At 59.9% G+C, this 16,002-nt stretch carries 6 protein-coding genes; 5 read left to right on the top strand and 1 reads right to left on the bottom strand.

The features are described 5' to 3' along the window. Window positions 1-2: 2 nt before the first annotated feature. Window positions 3-2,168, bottom strand: coding sequence for an AAA family ATPase (locus ACZYX4_RS15115; RefSeq protein ID WP_463877293.1), 2,166 nt, complete (start codon window positions 2,166-2,168; stop codon window positions 3-5). Between the two features lie 352 nt (window positions 2,169-2,520). Between ACZYX4_RS15115 and ACZYX4_RS15110 the strand changes: the two genes are divergently transcribed. The 5 genes from ACZYX4_RS15110 (at window position 2,521) to drmB (ending at window position 15,865) form a co-directional block, all read left to right on the top strand. Further along, complete coding sequence (locus tag ACZYX4_RS15110; RefSeq protein WP_463877291.1) at window positions 2,521-3,711, top strand: DNA cytosine methyltransferase; 1,191 nt, start codon at window positions 2,521-2,523, stop codon at window positions 3,709-3,711. Window positions 3,712-4,111: 400 nt separating this feature from the next. Beyond that, on the top strand, window positions 4,112-8,773 hold the full coding sequence (locus ACZYX4_RS15105; protein WP_463877289.1) for a DEAD/DEAH box helicase: 4,662 nt from the start codon (window positions 4,112-4,114) through the stop codon (window positions 8,771-8,773). Further along, window positions 8,763-10,568, top strand: a complete 1,806-nt coding sequence (locus tag ACZYX4_RS15100) for a UvrD-helicase domain-containing protein (protein WP_463877287.1) — start codon at window positions 8,763-8,765, stop codon at window positions 10,566-10,568. Before ACZYX4_RS15105 ends, ACZYX4_RS15100 begins: the two co-directional genes overlap by 11 nt. A 4-nt stretch (window positions 10,569-10,572) precedes the next feature. Further along, window positions 10,573-13,779 (top strand): helicase-related protein, encoded by a 3,207-nt coding sequence (locus tag ACZYX4_RS15095; RefSeq protein ID WP_463877285.1) that lies wholly within the window; start codon window positions 10,573-10,575, stop codon window positions 13,777-13,779. Then, window positions 13,772-15,865: a DrmB family protein gene (drmB, locus tag ACZYX4_RS15090; protein ID WP_463877283.1), complete on the top strand. Its 2,094-nt coding sequence runs from the start codon at window positions 13,772-13,774 to the stop codon at window positions 15,863-15,865. The genes ACZYX4_RS15095 and drmB overlap by 8 nt, the downstream gene beginning before the upstream one ends. Window positions 15,866-16,002: the final 137 nt, after the last annotated feature.

Raw genomic sequence — 16,002 nt, 5'->3', positions numbered from 1 at the left:
GACTATTCCGCCGCGGCCGGTGGTGTGCTCTCGCCGGTCGTATCCCTGGCGGCTCCATTCTCTATTGCGGAACGCTCCGCCCTCAGGGTCTCGAGACGGTATTGCTTCAGGACATCTTTGCCCTCGCCGTAGTGATGCTCTTCGAGAAGCGGCAGGATTTCCGATGACCAGATACGGTCGAGGACGTCAGCGGTGAGTTCTCCTCGCTTCGGCATCAAGTACGACGGCCCGATGCTGAAAGCAGGGTCCTTGATCTTCGTATTGAGCTGGTTAAGCAGCGCTGCGGGCTCTTGGCCAAGTTGGTTGTGCTGGTGCGCGGCGAGCCAAGCGCTAAGCACCCCAGAGACAGGTTTGTGCGCGGGGTGGAGTTCACGGAACGCAAAACGACGCCGCATCGCCGCGTCCATGAGGGCGATGGAGCGGTCGGAGGTATTCATAGTGCCGATAATAAAGAGGTTGTCTGGGAGCTCGAAGGGCTCTGCGCTGTATTGGAGACTGATCTTCCGGTGCCTGTATTCCAGCAGGAAGTAGAGCTCGCCGAAGATCTTGGCGAGGTTGCCGCGGTTAATTTCGTCAATGACGAGAACGAAGTTCCGGTGCTTGGCCCTGTTGGCTTTGTCCACGATCCGCCGAAGCGGACCGTCTTTGAGCTCGTAGCTGAGGGTGCCATTGACAGTGACCGGGCGGTACCCCTGGAAGAAGTCTTCATAGGCGTAGCTCGGATGAAACTGGACCAGCTCCGCTTCGTCGCGCGCGATGTGTTCGGCGAGGGCGAGGGCGACGAACGTCTTGCCCGTGCCTGGCGGGCCAAACAGAATCAGTTGACGCTTTGACTCCAGCAAATCCAATGAGTCCTGCAGCCATTCTTGGTTGATGAACACCCTGCCGCTCAGCGCAACGTCTGCTTGCGGGAAGGGTACCCGCTCGTTTCCGGGTGCCGGCAGCGGTTCCGTTGCTTCGTCGCCAATTTCTCCGGCGTTATTGGGCCTCGGGCTGCTCCCCTTCTTCCACAGCGGCTTATGCTCCTCGTCATAGAAGTCGATGTGCTTGCCGCTCTCCTGCTGCATACGCAGGCCGATGCTAAACAGGTCCCGGTCAACATCCCCGGTGGAATCTGCGTCGTGACTGATAAACGCGTTTCGTATCAGACCTTTGTCCTCGTCGGAGAAGCTATCCGTAAACGTCTCCGGATGGACCATGTAGAGCAGAGCGTTTCGTTGCGTCGGGAAGTTGTGGCCTTTCACCCCGAAGACGAAGGATTTCCAAGCCCACGGATCCTGCATCACTTCTTGCTGCGTCTCCACCGTTGCCTGAAGATAGGCCTCGACCACCGAAATAACTACCACCATCGCTTGGAAGGTGTTGCTGTTCATGGCCTGGCCGGGCATGACGACGCCATTCTTGAGCCCGCTGAGAACCTGCTCGGGAATGGCAACCGGCTCATCCATGGTCTGCAAAACTGCCGAGATCCGTTCGCGTTTCTTTCCGAATCCGATGGCCCGGTCTACCGACGGAAGCACCTGCCAAGTCACGAGCTCGGCCATCAGCAGACGAGCATCATCGGAGGCTTCCGCAAACTGCTGGCGAACCTTCTCGACGAACGTCCCCTCGCCCATGTCAGGAGCGTCGATAAACCTCTGCCGGATTTCCGAAATTGCCTCTACCGTCCAAACGTCACGGTCCGGGTCGAACACTGACGTGCCCTCGCGGAGACCCCGTTGCACGAACAGCGCAGTCGTGGTCCGGAAAACATCCTCAGCAGAGTTCCGTGAAACCAGCACCGTTCGGAGTTGTTCTGCGCGATTAGCCTTTCGGGCCGCGGTCTGGGCGGCACTCAACTTTGCCATCTGCCCGAACAGCTCGTCTGCCCCGGAGTAAACGTCGAGCGCTTTGACCCCTTCGGGCGTAATGCGCCAGATCCCGTCCGTCTTGGTCATCCACCCCGCCACGACCAGGCCGATGGAGTCGAAGGACAAACTTGAGTATCCGCGGAGCTGGTTGCTCGGATTGGTCGTAGATTCAGCGGGGCTGAGAGGAACGCGTTCGATGGCGAGTTGGAAGATCCCGTCCGCGTCTTTCGTGTTAGCGACTCCCTCGGAGTGCGCAGCCAATATTTCCAAGACGGCGCGAATGCGCTTTCGACGGTTCGGTCCGGTGCTTTCAGACATTATCTCTCGGCATTCTGTTCATTGCGACTGGACTGCCAGAGACAGCTCTCCAGCCATTCCAACGAGTGCTAGTGGGACGGGTACGTCTGCGTTCATCCTATTGGTCACCTCGGACCTTGGAACGATTTGAGCTTTAAGCTCTGTGTCAGTCGATAACCGGCCGCTCACAATCAGCGTCCTCATCTTTTCGCCTTCGGTCAGAACTCCTTGAGTTTCACCAGAGATGATGACCGTCACTGTAACCGCTGCCACCAACCAAAGGATCGCCCCACAGGGTCATAGCGGCTGACGACCGTTGGCAGTCGGCGATGCAAGTCGGTCAGAGTACCGGCGACCGATATGATCGTGTCCTATGACCAGCATGCAACCCGCCCCACCCGTTTCTGAAGCTCTAATGGTGGATCTATTCGCGGGCCCCGGCGGGTTGGATGTTGCTGCCGAATGGCTGGGACTGTCCGCCGCTGGTATCGAGTGGGACGAGAACGCCTGCGAAACAAGGCGCGCCGCTGGACTTGAAACCGTACAAGGTGACGTTCGGCAGTACAGTCCCAACGACTTTCCCCGAGCCACGGTCCTCGCCGGGGGGCCGCCATGTCAGACATACACGGTTGCCGGGGCAGGCGCCGGCCGCAAGGCCCTGAGCCAGGTCTTGGCCTTCATTGGCCGCATGGCCGATGGGGACGACATCGCTCAGGAACTTGCGGCTCTTCAAGACGAACGAACCGGGCTAGTACTGCAGCCGCTGCGATGGGCGCTGGAGGCCCAGCGCGCCGGGACCCCCTACGAAGCAATCGTTTTGGAGCAGGTACCCGCAGTCCTACCGGTGTGGGAAGCTATGGCTGACGTCCTTAAGATGCTCGGCTACAAGACGGTGACCGGGGTACTCTGCGCAGAAGAGTTCGGGGTCCCGCAGACACGGCGGCGTGCAATTCTGCTCGCAAACCGGCAGGTCACACCGTCCCTCCCGATCCCGACGCATCGGCGCTTCAGGAGAGGGCAAATGCCGGTCACCACGGAGCACGATGCCCTACTTCCATACCGGAGCATCGGCCAAACTCTCGACCGGCCAGGGACCTTCGAGCTCGTCTCGAACTACGGAACCGGCGGCGATCCGAAGGCCCGCGGCAGGCGCACCTCGAAGGAACCCGCCTTCACGGTTACGGGGAAAGTTACTCGAAATCGCTTGTTCTCAAACGGTAGCGAACTTGACCGGCTCACGGTTTCAGAAGCAGGCCGTCTCCAGACATTTCCCGCAAACTACCCGTGGTCAGGGAAGGACGTCTCGCAACAGATCGGCAACGCCATTCCACCCCGTCTCGCGGCTCACATTCTAGCGGCAGCGCTGGGCCAAGAAATCGACCCGGGTTTCCTCGACAGGATCACAAGAGCGGAGTGGAAAACGACCCAGGTTGGCACCAAGGGGTCGGCCGCCTACACCGAGGGGGTCAAGGCACCTGAGGCTTCGCAAGAGGAAGCCATTCGCAACTCCCAGGAACAGCCCCAGGCTCTTTCCGCCGCGAGTTCGGAACTCGTCTTCATGTAGCGCTTATCTGCCGGACGCATCTACGCACTGCTGGCGACAGAGTAGGCCTTCGGCGCCTCGCTCCTCTGCCCCTGAATCATGTCCTTGGCGACCGAACTGCGACTAATATCTACAGCCCCTGATGGAAGTCCAGGCTACGAGGCGTCACAGGACTGCTGCAGTGGCGTCAGGACACACGACATCGGTTGGCCCATCTGTTAGAGCGCGGAATGCTCTGAGCGCCCTGTCACGGCTGACGGCTCTCGGGCTTGTTATGGCATCGCCGCAATTGCAACATTCCTGAGACAATTCATCTGACCTGCACCTTGATCGATATCAATGTCGCTCCACAGTGATAAGAATGATCAGGAAAGCACCGGTGTAAGCCGGAGGCACTCTTGTCAAGTGGGGGAAAGAACCAATGAAGGTTCAAGAGTCATGGGCTGGGACGGAATCGTCGCTCAGCAAATTCGTGGCAGCGGAGACGGAAAGCGCACTCAATGCATATCGGGCGCGACCAGATCTCGTTCGCGAGCACAGCAACATCGAAGCGGCCATCTCGCAGAGCGGGTACGGGCGAAAGCAGCTCAACGAGCTGATCCAGAATGCCGCCGACGCCATCGATGAGCCCGGCGGCCGCATCAAAGTTGTTCTGACCGAGGATGCACTTTTCTGTGCAAATGAAGGACAGCCGTTCACTGAGGCCGGATTCCGCACGCTGATGTTGTCTCACTCGTCCGAGAAAAGGGACGATGCGATCGGCCGCTTCGGGTTGGGATTCAAATCCGTAATCCAAGTCACCGCGGACCCTCAGATCTTCAGCCGGAGCGGGTCTGTTTCCTGGAGTCAGGACCGCAGCCGCGAAACCCTTGAGAAGCTGTACCCCGGTCTCGAAGCTTACCCAATTCTCCGCATAGCGACGCCGGTCGATGCAGCCCTCGAAAGCACCCAGGACCCGGTCCTTGCAGAGCTGATGGAGTGGGCCACGACTATCGTCAAGCTGCCCCTCTCAGGCAGCAGCTGGCTATCTGACGAAATGAAGAACTTTCCCCAGGAGTTCCTCCTGTTTTCAGACAAGATCGGCTCTCTGGAATTTGATGACCGCGTTAGGAAGTCAGCTGTCACCTGGACGGCCGCCAGGGACGGCGACAAGGTTATCCTCAGCGACGGTAGCAAGAGCGACGCATGGCTCGTCTTCCATCATCAGCATGAGGTTAGCGCACAAGCGGCCGCCGAGGCAGGATCGATCGTCGCCCGTCAGCACGTTGACGTTTCCTGGGCGGTGCCAATCACCGGCAACCAGCGCTCCAAACTCGGGCGTTTCTGGAACTACTTCCCCACCCAACACGAGACATCGCTACGCGGTATCGTGAACGCCGCGTTCAAAATGAACGAAGACCGCCACAGTATGCTTCAGACCCGCTACAACCAGGAGATCCTGACCCGGGCACTCCCGCGGATGGTTGCAGGTGCACTCCCCCGTCTGAGCTCGGAAGATGACCCTGGTCTCTTCTTGGATATCCTCCCCTCCCGCGCAAAGGAGTCATATTCATGGGCAGACGGGGTCATCAACAAACCGATATACGCGATTTTGCCTTTCGTCCCTTGTCTGCCTGACCGGTCTGGAACCCTGCACCTGCCCAACGAGATCAAAATCCAGCCCAGTCTGGACGAAGCGACGCGCCTTACTAACCTGTGGGACTCTTGGGTTCCGCGAGATCGGCCATGGCTGCACCCGGCAGCCTTGCGCGGCCGCGAGCCCCAGGTCATACGAATCCTTGGCGAGGCTAACCTCAAGCGCGCTTCCGTCGAGGAATGGCTGGAGGAAGTCGTCGTAGGTGGCGAGCTTCAAGACTACGAGAACGCCCTGCAACTGGCTGCCCTCATCGACAAGTCCTACAGCGACTACCGGCAGGCGATGCGCCGCAGCCGCATCGTCCTGATGACCGACGGCAGCGTGCAGCCGCCCATCACGTCTCGAGTCTTCTTGCCTTTGGGCCCGGACGATGAATCGCCGAGCGTTGTCTCCTACGAACTGATGCACCATGGGAGCGCCAACAGTTACCTCCGTTCCCTGGACCTTCAAGCCCAGGACGGCCGGGGAGTCATCAGCCGGGTCGCCAGCGAGGTTGCTCAGGATTACGCGGACAAGGAGCTGGCCGAGTCTCTTTGGCGGCTCACCCGGTCGCTTCCTGTCCCGGAGAGCCTCTCCATTGTTAGTGAACGCACGACCCCGGGACGTATTCTGGTCCGTTGCCGGGATACGAAATGGCGTCCACTCGGTGAAGTCTGGATTCCTGGCCCGCTCATCCCCACTTCAAATATTGAAGACGAGCACTTGCTCGTGGATGACCGGTTTCACGGCAATGACCTGGCACTCCTGAAGAATCTTGGCGCACGCACGACCCTGAGCGAAGCCAAAATGACTCGCGACGGCTCAAGCTACGAACTTTGGAAGTCGGCCGAAGCAAGCAGGATCTCTTCCGAGTCCCGGACCGGTCCCGCCCCCGTTTCAGAGGCGGGCATTAGGTTCACCCAGGCCCTGACCACCGATGGCCTGCACCTTCTGGTCAACGCGTCAGCAACGACACGCGCGAAGGTGACAAGCACGCTCTTAAGTCGACCGCAGTATCCGACGAAAATCGAATTCACGAGTTCTTTCCGCGGTGCGGAGACCATAGACGGTCCCGACCTGTGGTGGGTCAAGCAGCATGGCTCGTTTGAGACTCCGCTGGGATTGGTAGACACTAAGCACTGTGTCGGCACCATTGAGGGGATTCCGAGTGACTATCTCCCGCATCCAGGACATGAGGAATCCGTAGCCCTGCGCCTGCCCACGTTCGCCAAGCAGGTCAACTGGACCTACGTCCTTTCTCTGGCTGAAGACAAGCTGCCCACGCAGCAGCTCCATGAGCTTTACGGAGCCCTGGCCTTCCTCGGCGTCCGTGCCCCTAAAGAGCTGGTCGTACCTCTCGGCACGGATCGGAAGACTCGATACTTGACCTCGGAAGTCGTCCTGGCCCTTGATCCCGAAAGCCGCGAATTCCTGGTGAACGTGGCGGCCGCTCCGACACTCTTTACAGGCCGCGCAGAACTGGACGGAGCTATTAAGGACAAATGGGGCGTTGAGGCCACATCCGTCGAATTCCATACGTCGGTCGATGTGACGCCTTTGGATAATGAAGAAGCTCAGAGCATCAAGTCTTTGTACCCATTCTTGAAACGTGCGGCTGGAGAAGTCGCCGTTCAGACGGTGTGTGTGCCCTGCACGACGGTTAGTGCAATTCGCACCAATAGCTTTGATTCCCGGACAGAGGCTACTCCGAAGGCGTCCATCCTGCAGGACGGTGTGCTCTACTACCGGGCGCCCCAAACAGAACAAGCTCTGCTGACGACGATTCTGGGTGCTTTTGGAAGCAACAAATCTGCATCTCAAGTCATGCAGACGATGCGGCAACTCAAGAAAGACCACGACGCCGCGCTTCGCATCGGACGAGTGAACCGGCAGAAGACGGACGCTGGCAGGTTGGCCGAGCTAGTGGGTCGCGAGACCCTCCTGAAGCTCATCCCCGATGCCGTCATGAAAATGCTGGATGCCAGGGATCTGAAGCTCACCGATGAGCGCCTATTCGAGATCGTCAGCATTCTGCATGGCAGCAGTCTCCTCAAAGTGCTCAAGCCGGCACTTTCCGAGGCAGGTATCGAAACACCGGACCAATTCCGCGGCGGCCGAACCGCCCAGGAGTTCGTGAAGGAGCTCGGCTTCTCCCCTGCCATGGCTGGAGAATCAATCAAGAAGAAGCCGGAACGTGAGGAGTTCGTTGGACCGGTCGGTTTGAACCCCCTTCACCCATACCAGGAAACGACCAGCAAGAAGATCGTCAACCTTCTTGCCGGGCATACCAAGCACAGCCGCGGTTTGGTTCAGTTGCCCACGGGCGCCGGCAAGACACGCGTGGCCGTTGAATCCGTGATCCGGGATATCAAAGCCTCTACGAAGGAAGATCACCGCCTGGTCATCTGGATCGCCCAATCTGAAGAACTTTGCGAGCAGGCCATTGACACGTGGACCTACGTCTGGCAAGCGGCGGGAGCTCCCGGTGAGCGAATGGCGGTAAGCAGGCTTTGGGGTGGGAACAGCGCCATCCGGGAAGAAACTAAGCTGCACCTCGTCGTCGCAACCATTCAAACGCTGGCCAGCATCCAACAGAACCGGCGCTCCATGTACGAATGGATGTCTAAACCGGACCTGGTCATCATCGATGAAGCCCACGGGGCGACCGCAACGTCTTACACCCCGGTTCTTTCCTGGTTCGGCCGCTCATTCACTGAAAAGTCCCGGTCATTGCTAGGTCTCTCGGCCACTCCTTACCGGGGTACCAATGAGAAGGAGACTGAGCGGCTGGTTGCCAGATTCGGACGTAATCTCATCGAGCCAGACGAGTTCAGCGCGGAGAACGCCCACGAGTACCTCCAAGGCATGGGCGTTCTGGCCAAGGTGAACCATGAAGAGCTGAAAGGTATCGAACTCAAGCTGAAGGACATGCGCTCGGCCACGGACGAGGATTCCCAAAGCGCCATGCTTGAGGCCCGGATCGATTTGCAGCAGGTAGCCGACAGCACGCAGCGCAACGAAGCCATTCTGGATCACATAAAGGCATCCGAAACAAAGGGGCCGACGCTGGTCTTCGCCGCGTCGGTGGAACACGCCGAGGCTCTGGCAGCTGTCCTTTCCGTTGAGGGCATTCCGGCAGCAGCCATCTCCGGAAAGACGGACTTGGGCCACCGGCGTTCAATTATCGAGAACTTCCGCAACGGTAGGATCCGCGTGCTGACCAACTTCGATGTGCTTACCCAGGGGTTCGACGCACCCAAGGTCGACGCCGTGTACGTCTGCCGGCCAACGTTCTCACCCAACAAATACATCCAGATGATCGGACGCGGTCTCCGCGGACCGCTCAACGGAGGAAGCGAAGAGGTCCTGATCATCAACGTAAAGGACAATCTGGACCAGCACGGCCACAAGCTGGCGTTTACCCAGCTGGACTATTTGTGGAAGCACGAGGCGACAAGTGCTCGCTGAGATTGAACTCGACGACAGTCAACTAGCCGTAGCAGAAGCTGAACCCGAAGCGCGGATGTTCGTCACGGCCGCGGCCGGCCAAGGAAAGACTGAGGTCTTGCTGGCGCGAGTGAAGACATTGGTGGACGATGGCCTGAACCCCGCGGACGAAATCCTCGTCCTGAGCTTTTCCCGCGCCGCCGTCGAAGCCGTCAGGAAACGGGCACGCACCCACGACCTCGATGGACTTCAAATCCGAACTTTCGACTCCTTTGCAGCGCAGATTCTGCTCGATATGGGCGAAGAGACTCTGGGCGACAGCTTTGACGCCCGGATCCGAAAAGCCACGAAATACATCGCCGGAGACGAGACGCCCGATCGGGTCACTTACCTAAAGCACATCATGGTCGATGAAGCTCAGGACCTCGTGGGCGACCGCGCGGAGCTCGTCTTGGCGCTATTTTCCGCTCTTGGCGACGACTTCGGCTTCACCGTGCTCGGCGACCCATTGCAGGGCATTTACGACTTCCAGCTGGAAGAATCCGAGTCCAAACTCACCTCGGCGGAGCTCATCGAGACACTCGTCAAGGAGTTTGACGCGGATCAACAGACCCTGGCAAAGCACTATAGGGCGGTGACCGATCGCACCAGGGAGCTCATCGCCGTTGGCGACGAGATCCGCAACCTGGGAGCACTCGATGCCCCAGCTTGCGAGACCGCACACAACCTGCTCGACGACTTCCGCAGGGAAGTTTCGAGCACCTCCGTACTCAATGAGTCAGGGGCTCTCGGCCCCAATGAAGGCGACACAACAGCCCTGCTGTGTTCGACCAATTACGAAGTCCTCATCGCGAGTGAACTTCTGTGGGAGAACGGATATCCGCACCTGATCCGGCGGAAGGCACAGGACATGAGTGTGGCGCCGTGGGTCCATCAGGTCTTCAAGGATCTGGAAGACAGGACGTACGACGCCGATGAGATCAAGTCCCGACTGAATCAGCTCTTCGGCGAGGCATCAGCCGACCGCTGGCTCGCATTGAAGACGGCCGAGGGCAACTTCTCCGCCTACGACTCGCTGAATGTCCCCCAGCTCAGCCAACGACTGCGCAGCAGATCGATCCCCTTGACCCTCACGGTGGCCGACGTCGCTCCGCTGATCGTTTCCACGGTACATCGGGCCAAGGGGCTCGAGTTCACCAATGTCCTCTATCTGCAACCGGAGTTCGGATCACCCGCCGCCCAGCAGAACACGGCCACATTGAAGCAGAAGTACGTAGCCCTGAGCCGGGCTCGAGAAGAGATAGTCTCGACCAAGCTGCCGAAGAAGATCCTCAAGCACGCCGACGGATCCGGGGGACGATGGCTGGAGAAGGCTTATGGCAAGTACGGGCAGTACACGGCGCGGATGGAGTTTTTGAACTCCGACGTCGACGACATTTCGCCTTATTACCCCGCTGACGGAGACGCTCACGCCGTTCAGGAGGGCCTAGTTCTGGATACCCTACTGGGTGAAGTCGTTTCGGGCCGCATTGAGTCCCAGCCGGAGCCCGGTGAAGTTCCTCGCTACGAGCTGACCACCAGCGACGGCCGCCGGCTCGGCCGAACCAGCCAATCTTTTGCGTTCGCGCTGAAGAAGAATTTCGGCTTCAAGGGCAACCGCAGCCAGGAGTGGCCCAGCGCCTTCACCGGCGCCCGGGTCACATCCATCGAGTGCGCCACCGGCCATCCGGAGGAAACCAAACTCGGGGGGCTCGGTTCTTCCGGTATGTGGCTTGTACCCCGGCTTACCGGACTGATCAGCCGGATCAAGGATTAGGAGAATGACCTTGTCGACCCTAGATAGCAAATACGCCTTCCGCCGCGAAATGGTGGACCGGCTGGTGACGGACCTCTACGGGCCCGGCGCTACCGACGAGCTCCTCACCGAGCGCCCTCTTGAGCGCTATGTCACGGGAGTACTCTGGCCGGCTGCGGACGACACCTATGCAGAGGCACCCGACGAACCGGAGTCCGTCGCTGCCTCCTCCGGCGAGGCCTCCGTAGACAGCCCGGTGGCCAACGCCCGGCTCACGTACCCCAGCAGCGTGGGCTTAACCATTTCCGTTGACACAGCACTTTCAACGGTTCTACTCGTCGCGCCCACTGCCGCCAGGTACGCCCCGGTGCCGACCGTCCGGGACAGCGGCAGCAAACGCCGCGACGCATATGACTGGCAGCGTACGCCAGCGGAACTCCCCGAGATCCCAATCGACCTGTCTTCAGCTGGGCCCCAGCGGCATTTGCTGGAGGGCGGGGCTCTGGAGTTGTACGCCTTGGTACGCACTCCCGAAGAGGCCGTCGTCACAGTGACCGTGGTGCTGCGTAACACCCAGCCCAAACCTGAGCCGACATCAGATAAAGACGTGGCGTGCTGGTTCCAGGCTGGACTCTCCGTTCACACCCCGAAGCCCGCTCTTGTGGATCGTTCGAAGCTGCGTACCAACGTTCCTTCGGACCCCGACCTGGCGTCGTCCGAGCTCCTCTACCGAAACCACATGATCTTCGGCGCCGGGCATGGCTGCGCGGTCGAGGTGGAGGCGTCCGACGTTGACGGCAGGCTTTGTCAGCGTGTTAGAACGACGTTCGTGCCCCGGCAAGATGTCCACCGGTCCATGGCCGGCGTCAGCGGCGCTAACCTGTCCTTGTCGTTCATGGGTTCGGCGACGCGCGATGATGTCGTCGCTCAGCTCAATTTGCTCGCTCAGGACTACTCGTCGTGGATTACGGCAACGAGTGACCCGATGACCGCGGACGGCCAGGCCCATGTCCCCCAGCACTTGCGGGGTGTCGCGGCCGAGCATATGAAGCAGGCGGGGACGGCCCACAACCGAATCAAGGCCGGCATCCAGCTGCTGGTCAAAGATGAGAAAGCCTTTGAGGCATTTCAGCTGGCGAACCAGGCCATGCACATGCAGCGTTCGCGCCAGGATTGGGTGCGAATGGGAGGCAAGGGCGAGTTCGTACTTGGCGCCCAGGCGTGGCGCCCCTTCCAAATTGCGTTCATCCTCATCAACCTGCCGTCAGTAACCGACGATCAGCACTCAGAACGCGATGTTGCAGATCTTCTCTGGTTCCCCACTGGCGGAGGAAAGACTGAAGCGTATCTCGGGCTTGTCGCCTACCTCCTAATACTTCGGCGGCTGAGAAACACGAGTGTTCGGGGCGTGGCCGTCATAATGCGCTATACCCTCCGGCTTCTGACGATCCAGCAATTTGAGCGTGCTGCCATGCTCATTTGTTCCCTGGAAACTGTGCGGCTGGAGAACCAGGATAGGGTCGGCGGTGCACCGTTCGGCATCGGGCTCTGGGTGGGCGGAGGGGCTACGCCCAACGACATCGCTACTGCCCGGACGAACCTAGGCAAGCTTCGGAACAACCAGGAAGTAGTCGAGGGAAACCCGAAGCAGATCGAGGCCTGCCCTTGGTGCGGCACTCGGCTCACCGTCGACGACTATCGGATCGTCAAAGTGCCCTCTGACCGGATGCTCGTGAGCTGCTCCAACAAGGCGTGCGAGTTTTCGGACGGCCTACCCGTTCACATCATCGACACAGATGTCTACCGGGAGCGCCCAGAACTCGTTATCGGGACTGTTGACAAGTTCGCCGGTATGTCATGGCGCGGAGAGATAGCGACCCTTTTCGGACGTATCTCGTCTGACGACCTGGGCCCGGACCTCATCATTCAGGACGAACTGCACCTCATTTCAGGTCCACTCGGTTCAACCGTCGGCCTCTTTGAAACAGCAGTCGATTTGGCGGCAAGCGGCATCGGACGTGGAGATGGCGCCGCCAGCCGGAAGCCAAAAATCATTGCCTCGACGGCAACGATCCGACGGGCCAAGGACCAAATCCGATCAGTCTTCAACCGCGGCTCCAGTCTGTTTCCGCCGCCGGGGCTGGACCCGGACGACTCATTTTTCGCCAAGAAGGCACCAGCTGACGGCCTCGGGACCCGGCAATACGTCGGGGTCCTCGCCTCGGGCACCAGCCATGCCACGCTCATGGTGCGCACCTACGCATCGCTGCTTCACTCAGCAACCGTCATCGAAGATGTCACTACTGAGGTCCGTGACCCCTATTGGACGCTGATCGGGTACTTCAACAGTCTCCGAGTCCTCGGCTCGGCCTACCTTCAGGTATACGACGACGTCCGGGCCCGGCTTAATCTGTTGGCCAAACGAGAAGGCCGGCTAGGGGCGCGGGGTATCCAGCTGAGTGAGCTGACAAGCCGCGTGGAGAACCATAAGATTCCTGAGGCTCTCAAGTCTCTGGAGAAGAGCCTGGGAAGTGGGCTCACCCCCGAAGACGTGGTGCTGGCCACCAACATGATCTCTGTGGGGCTGGACGTTGACCGTCTGGGGTTGATGGCCGTCATGGGTCAGCCGCAGTCAAGTGCCGAGTACATCCAGGCCACCAGCCGGGTAGGGCGTGTGCACCCGGGCCTGGTCGTGACGATCTTCAATGCAGCCCGGACGCGGGACCGGTCGCATTACGAATCGTTCAACGACTTTCATGGTGCCTTGTACCGTGCGGTGGAAGCCACGAGTGCCACGCCCTTCGCGGCCAGGTCGCGGGACCGCGGACTTCACGCCACGCTAGTCTCTGCGCTGCGGATGCTCGTCCCCGAGTTGCGGAGTGCCGCTGGCCATGTCAGGGACGAGTCCCCCGCCGTGGACGAAATCATGTCGTGGATCGGCGACCGAGTAGCGGCCGTCGATCCGGAAGAGGCCCCGGCAACACGCGAGGAGCTAGAGCGGCTGCTGAACATCTGGCGGAAGGCTGCCCTGGCAGACGCTGACCTGCCCTACGAGGGCAAGAAGAATTCACCTCGCTCTCTTCTCATCGATTCCAGCAAAGCCCTAGAAGATCCCGACTTCGTCTACAGCACGAGCAGCATTCCCTGGCCGACACCACGAAGCATGCGCGACGTGGACGCCGAAACCGCGCTCAGGCCGGCCCCTATGAGGAAGGACGCCTCCCTTGGCTAGAAAGACCTACGCTGCCCGACGCAGCCAGTTGATCTCCACGTTCGGGGTAGGGAGTCTATTCCCCGCCGAGAACAACAGCTTCATGATCACGAGCATTGACCAATGGGACAGGAAGCACCTGAAGCCTGTTAGCGAGCCCCGTCTAGCACGCAGCTTGAAAGTGTCCGAGCTTCTGCTGCCGCCCGCAGGCGCGCGGGGGAAGATCCCCGTTGTCCGGTTTCCGCAAATGCTCGTGTGCCCCAGCTGCAACCGAATTGGACGGGTTCAGCAGCTGCAAGCCTCGTACGAGGACCCGAAGTGTGGCTTGTGTAAGTCGCTGGCCCCGCTGACCCCTTCCCGATTTGTGGTGGCGTGCGAAGACGGGCACATCGATGACTTCCCATATTCGTACTGGGTGCACGGCTTCACGCCAAGCGATGACACTGACCATCTGCTGTCGCTTGCGTCAGAAGGCCGAACATCATCACTGGCCGACATGGTTGTCCGGTGCTCGTGCGGGAAATCTCGGACCATGGCGGATGCGTTCAACTCCATTTCTTTAAAGGAAATGAAGTGCCAAGGCAATCGTCCGTGGCTCGGCTGGGGTTATCGGGAACGCGAATGCGGCAAGGCCCCCAAGACCGTTCAGCGCGGCGCTTCAAATGTTTGGTTCCCGGTGGTTCGGTCGGCGATCTCCATCCCGCCGTATTCTGAGTTTCTCGCCAAGGTGGTGACGTCAAAAGCCTCCCAGCTCAGTCAGCCGCAGGCTCTGGAGCCCGGTTCCACTTGGGTTCTCGAGGGCGTGGTTCAGGAATTTGACCGCCGCTTCTCCGTTGAGGAACTTCGCGCCGAAATAAAGCGTCAGTTCCATGGCAGTGAGGAAACCGAGCTTTCCGAGGAACAGCTCCGGGAGCAGGAGTTCCTCGCATTGATGAACGGCCGCCGTGACAGCCCGGACACCGACTTCGTCGCTGAGAAGGTGGCTGTGCCTGAAACCCACCAACATTGGATCAAGGCTGCACGGAAAGTCACCCGGCTCAGGGAGGTCCGCGCGCTGTACGGCTTTAGCCGTTTACACCCTAGGAGTGAAGACAAGCCTGACGCCAAGTTGTCTCCGCTTTCACCGGACGACAACCGCCAGAATTGGCTGCCCGCAATTGAGACGCTGGGTGAGGGACTTTTTGTGGCTCTGGACCGATCACAGGTCGAGGCTTGGGCTGAAACGGACTTCGCAGCCGGCAGGGAGAAAACGCTCCGCCTGAACGCGAAGCGTGCAGCTGAGCAGCGCGGCCAGGATCCGACTCCCGTCAGCATCGTGGAGACCCTGATCCACACCCTCTCGCACATCATCATCGATCAGCTCTCGCTGGACGCAGGCTACCCCGCGTCGTCTATTCGGGAACGCCTCTATGTTGGTCCGAATCAAGTCGGAGTGCTCTTGTATACGGCTTCGTCCGACTCCGCAGGCAGCCTGGGCGGCATCGCTGCACAGGCGAGCCCCAAGCGCCTCGGGCCTTCCTTGGACGAAGGACTGTTCCGCACGTCTTGGTGTTCAGCGGATCCTGTCTGCATCGAGTCCCGCGGTTCTGGTACCGATGCACGTAACCTGGCCGCCTGCCACTGCTGCGTCCTAGTGCCGGAAACAAGCTGCGAGCTATTCAATTCCAATCTCGACCGCGGGTCCCTGTTTGGCGTCCATGGTCAGATCGGGCTTGGCTTCAAGGACTGGGCAGCGCTGAACCCCATTGCCACTACTGGCGTGGAGAAACCGGGTAGCGTTTCGGATGTGTCCCACGACGACAACATCCCTGTCCGCGTGCGTCAAAGCCCATGGCTGACGGTCTTCACCGAATCAGGTCCTGAACTGCAGGAACTTATTCCTGAGCTCGTGGAAGTCAATGTGGAGCTCGGGGATTGGGGAGCCGACATCGGCCCCGACAACCAGTGGCAAGTTGATCTCTCGTGGGCGACTTCGCGCGTGGCAGTGCTTGTCGAGCGGGATGACGAACGCGATGACTGGCTCGCGGAGCAGGGGTGGACTACCTACCACACGAACGATTTCGCCCCTGCGGACCTCGCAGACAAGCTTGCCGACAAGGTTTACTAAATTCTTGTTGGGGGGGTCGGACCTCCGACCCGTTACATTTATTGGGTCCCCGAAGGCCGGGGATTTGGTCGCTGGACCCGGTATGACTTTCTCGCCCTGTTATTGATGATCCGGGGGGTGTTGTCGCCGGGTTCGGA

It is taken from the genome of Pseudarthrobacter leeuwenhoeki, assembly GCF_055412885.1.
This window is presented reverse-complemented; position numbering and strand designations above follow the sequence as displayed.

Bases quoted from the DNA above. Each gene is read 5' to 3' on its own strand.
- ACZYX4_RS15115 (WP_463877293.1), bottom strand. From the start codon at position 2,168: ATGTCTGAAAGCACCGGACCGAACCGTCGAAAGCGCATTCGCGCCGTC.
- ACZYX4_RS15110 (WP_463877291.1), top strand. From the start codon at position 2,521: ATGACCAGCATGCAACCCGCCCCACCCGTTTCTGAAGCTCTAATGGTG.
- ACZYX4_RS15105 (WP_463877289.1), top strand. From the start codon at position 4,112: ATGAAGGTTCAAGAGTCATGGGCTGGGACGGAATCGTCGCTCAGCAAA.
- ACZYX4_RS15095 (WP_463877285.1), top strand. From the start codon at position 10,573: ATGACCTTGTCGACCCTAGATAGCAAATACGCCTTCCGCCGCGAAATG.